This window comes from Actinomadura sp. CNU-125 (genome assembly GCF_001942465.1).
GTDB lineage: Bacteria > Actinomycetota > Actinomycetes > Streptosporangiales > Streptosporangiaceae > Spirillospora.
Genome location: NZ_MKJY01000407.1, coordinates 1 through 3,428, shown reverse-complemented (window position 1 = coordinate 3,428; position 3,428 = coordinate 1). Strand labels below are relative to the sequence as shown.

Sequence of the window (3,428 nt, the reverse complement as noted above, 5' to 3'; positions counted from 1 at the left end):
CCCAGAACGGCACCTGGTGGTGGCGGATCAGCGCGGCCACGTGCTCGCGCCACGCGACCGGCGCGCCCAGCTCCCACAGGATCCGCCGCGCCATCAGGTCGCCGCGCCGCGAATGGCCCCGCGCGGTGATCCGCCCGTCGTCCTCGGTGCGCGTGCAGTGCGGCTTGGCGATATCGTGCAGCAGAACCGCCGCGAACAGCCGCACCCGCTCGTCCGCGGGGCGCGCCCGCCAGCCCGGCAGGTCCGCCAGCGCCTCGCACGCCATCCGCGTGTGGACCTCGACGTCGCCCTCGCCGTGGTAGACGGCGTCCTGCGGCACGCCCGCCATGTCCCGCACCCACGCGAACGCGTCCCGGATCCGGTCCCACGGCACCTCCCACCGCGGCGGCGCCGGGCACAGCTCCTCAAACACCCGCATACAGCACCCCCGGGTCGGCGAGGCCGTTGGCGACGATCGGACGCTCCCGCCAGTGCGTCCCCGAGTCCAGGATCGCGGTCAGGAAACTCGCCCGCACCCACTTGAACCGGTCGACGGTCAGCCCGCCGGCCTCCACCTTCAGGTAGAGGCCCTCCATCTCCTCGGCGCCGTCGGTCTCCTTCTCCACCCGCGCGGGGTCGGCGCCGCCCGCCTCCGCCGCCGCGCGCAGCGCGTCCCGCCAGCCGGCCGTCCGGCACGTGGACGGCCCGACCAGCGCGGTCAGCTCGGCCAGATCCCCGACCGGCCCCTCGTGCAGCACCGGCACGGACACCACCGGCGTCCCCGCCAGCAGCTCCCGCCGCCGCGCCGTCGACAGGAACGACCCGTCGGCGGTGTCCAGCACGTCGAATTCGCAGAAGTAGTGGGGGAGAGCGTCGTAGAAGACGGTGTGCTTGGCGTACAGCCACTCGCCGTACATGACGTACCGGTCGCGCAGCCGCTCCCACAGCACGTGCTGGACCGACGCCGCCCACGCCTTCAGCGGCCCGAACTGCCGTTCCCGGGGGCCGCCGGTGAGGTAGTGCCCGCGGCTCTGCAGCCGCAGCTCCCCTTCGGCGGTGAAGGACACCCCGGTGTTGGCGCCGTCGAGTTTCTCCTCCACCACCAGGAACCGCCCGGCGACCTCCCGGAACGGCGCCGCCGCCAGGTCGTGGTCGCCCGGTTGCAGCCGGGAACCCTCGATATGCCGGGTGCGGGGGTACTTGCGGAGCATGCGGACCGTTCTAACGAACCGGTTCCCCGCGTGCCAACCGGTTTTCCCCGCGCCCGCGCCCCCGGCGGGACGTCATCGCCGAGGACGGCAGCCGCCCGCACATCGACATACCGGAACGTTCGCCGGGCGGTCGAGACCCGGCTCGGCTCCGGGCGGTCGAGACCCGGCTCGGCTCCGGCCGGCCGGGACCCGGCCCGGGACGGGTCAGCCGACGTGCATCGGCTCGCGGATCTCCCCGGCCTCGAACGCCGACTCCTCGTGCCGGCCGCGGGCGCCCCACTGCTCCTCCATGCGCATCGCGCAGCCCAGCGCGAAGAACGTCGGCGCCCACTGGCCGACGAAGATGCCCCACCGGTCCGCCCGCTCCATGCCCGCCGACTCGATCCGCAGCGACGCGGCCCACGCGGCCACCGACAGGCCGATCGAGGCGAACCCCATCGCGTACATGGAGTTCGACGACAGGCCCATCTTCTGCAGCTGCTTCACCATGATGCTCCGCTCCCTGTGCTGGTCCGGGTGTTCCGACGGCACACTTCCCGCCGGGGGCGGGCCTAAGGCAATGCGCGGGCCAAGGAAGGGCCCCGGGACGCTCAGCGGCGGGTGAACCGGTCGCGGGCGTCGCCGCCCAGGCGGCCGGGCGGCAGCGACCGGCCGAAGGCGGCCAGCAGCAGGTCCTGCGCGGAACCCGTCAGCGGCGTCCCGCTCCCGAACGACCGGTCGAGGTCGTCGGGGCGCAGCTCGACGCCCCGCAGGTCGGCGCCGAAGAACTTCGCCGACCGCGGGGTGACGCTGTCCAGCAGCGCCTCCACGCGCCGGGCCGGCACCCGCCGGTCCAGGCCGAGCGCGACGCCGATGTCCAGACCGTGGACGACGTCGTGGCCGAGCGCCGCGGTGAGCCCGCCGACCGGCGGCTTCCACGGATGGTGCGCGTTGTCGCGCAGCGCGGCGGCCAGCTCGCCCGGCGTCATCGCCGCGGCGTCCCGGCGGGCCAGGCGGTCGGTCATCCGGTGCAGCCCGCGGGCCCGGGCCAGCTCGACCGCCGTCCTCGCGAACGAGTACCGGAACCCCATCGACATGTGCGCGGCGACCTCCCGCACCCGCCACCCCTCGCACAGGCTCGGCTCGTCCCAGCTCGCCGCGGGCAGCCCGTCCAGCATCGCCGCCAGCTCGCGCCGCTCCGCGGCGATCTCCGCCTCGACGTCCATGATTCCGCACCCTCCCATGTTCGTAACGGGATTACTGTAATAATGAGATTATGCGAATGACCAGGGCGCAGGCCAAGGAACGCAACCGGCGGGCTCTGCTGGACGCCGCCCGCGAGGCCGTCGCGCGGGACGGCCACCGGGCCCGGCTCGACGACATCGCGGGACGCGCCGGGCTGACCACCGGCGCCGTCTACTCGCTGTTCGGCAGCAAGAACGCCCTGTTCATCGAGATGGTCGCCGACGAGCTCGCCCCGTACTACGACGGGTTCGACGCCGCCGTCGGCGCGGCCCCCGACCTCACCGGCGCCGTCGACGCGTTCGCCCGCCACTACCGGCGGACCTGCGACGCCCCCGACGCGCTGCCGCGCCTGTCGTTCCAGCTCGGGCTGCAGGACATGGCGCTGCGCGACCCCGACCTGCACGCGCGACTGGCCGCGTCCGTGCGGGCGCAGGAAGAGCGGCTCACCGCGCTGTTCACCGGACGCCGGCACGGCGCGGCCACCGTCACCCGGGCCCAGGCCGCACGGCTCACCACGGCCCTGCGCGCCCTGCTCGTCGGCCTCAGCCAGGGCGTGACGTTCGGGCTGGCGCCCGCGGCGGACGAGCCGTTCTTCGCCGCCGCCGCCCGCGCGCTGACCGCGCCGGACGCCTCCTCGGCCGCCCCTGACGCCCGCCCGACGCCCGGGCGCGCGCCGGGCGGGCGGCTCGGGGTAATCGCCGCCGGGCCGGGTAGTCCCCGGGGCCGTGACCACGGTGACCAGGAGGCTTCCTGCGCGGTGCCGCGGCCGGCGCCGCCGGCACCACCGCGCTCAACGCCGCCGCCCACGCCGACATGGCGGTGCGGGCCCGGCCCGCCAGCCGCGTCCCGGACGCGTCGTTCGAGCTGGCCGACCGCACCGGCACGCCCGTCCCGGGCGGCGACCGCGAACGCGGCGACCGGCTCGAGGGCGCCGGCGCGCTCGGCGGCACCCTCGCCGGGATCACCGTGGGCGGCCTGGCCGGGGCGCTGCGCGCCGACCAGCGTCCGGCTCCC

General features: G+C 75.5%; 5 protein-coding genes. 1 reads left to right on the top strand and 4 read right to left on the bottom strand.

Annotation, left to right across the window (positions count from 1 at the left end; translation table 11 throughout):
• From BJF79_RS35145 to BJF79_RS35130, 4 genes are all read right to left on the bottom strand, one after another.
• The coding region (locus tag BJF79_RS35145) for an HD domain-containing protein (RefSeq protein ID WP_143220659.1) at positions 1-418 on the bottom strand (418 nt) is incomplete at its 3' end.
• The gene (locus tag BJF79_RS35140; protein ID WP_075903903.1) at positions 405-1,190 is read right to left on the bottom strand and encodes an RNA ligase family protein; all 786 of its coding nucleotides are present in this window, start codon (positions 1,188-1,190) and stop codon (positions 405-407) included. The genes BJF79_RS35140 and BJF79_RS35145, both read right to left, overlap by 14 nt.
• Before the next feature lie 204 nt (positions 1,191-1,394).
• Complete coding sequence (locus BJF79_RS35135) at positions 1,395-1,679, bottom strand: hypothetical protein (protein ID WP_075903901.1); 285 nt, start codon at positions 1,677-1,679, stop codon at positions 1,395-1,397.
• Positions 1,680-1,780: 101 nt separating this feature from the next.
• On the bottom strand, positions 1,781-2,395 hold the full coding sequence (locus BJF79_RS35130) for a maleylpyruvate isomerase family mycothiol-dependent enzyme (protein ID WP_075903899.1): 615 nt from the start codon (positions 2,393-2,395) through the stop codon (positions 1,781-1,783).
• A gap of 56 nt (positions 2,396-2,451) precedes the next feature.
• On the opposite strand from BJF79_RS35130, the gene BJF79_RS57545 reads away from it, so the two are divergent.
• Positions 2,452-3,428, top strand: a 977-nt coding sequence (locus BJF79_RS57545; protein ID WP_187357102.1) for a TetR/AcrR family transcriptional regulator, incomplete at its 3' end; no start/stop codon positions are given.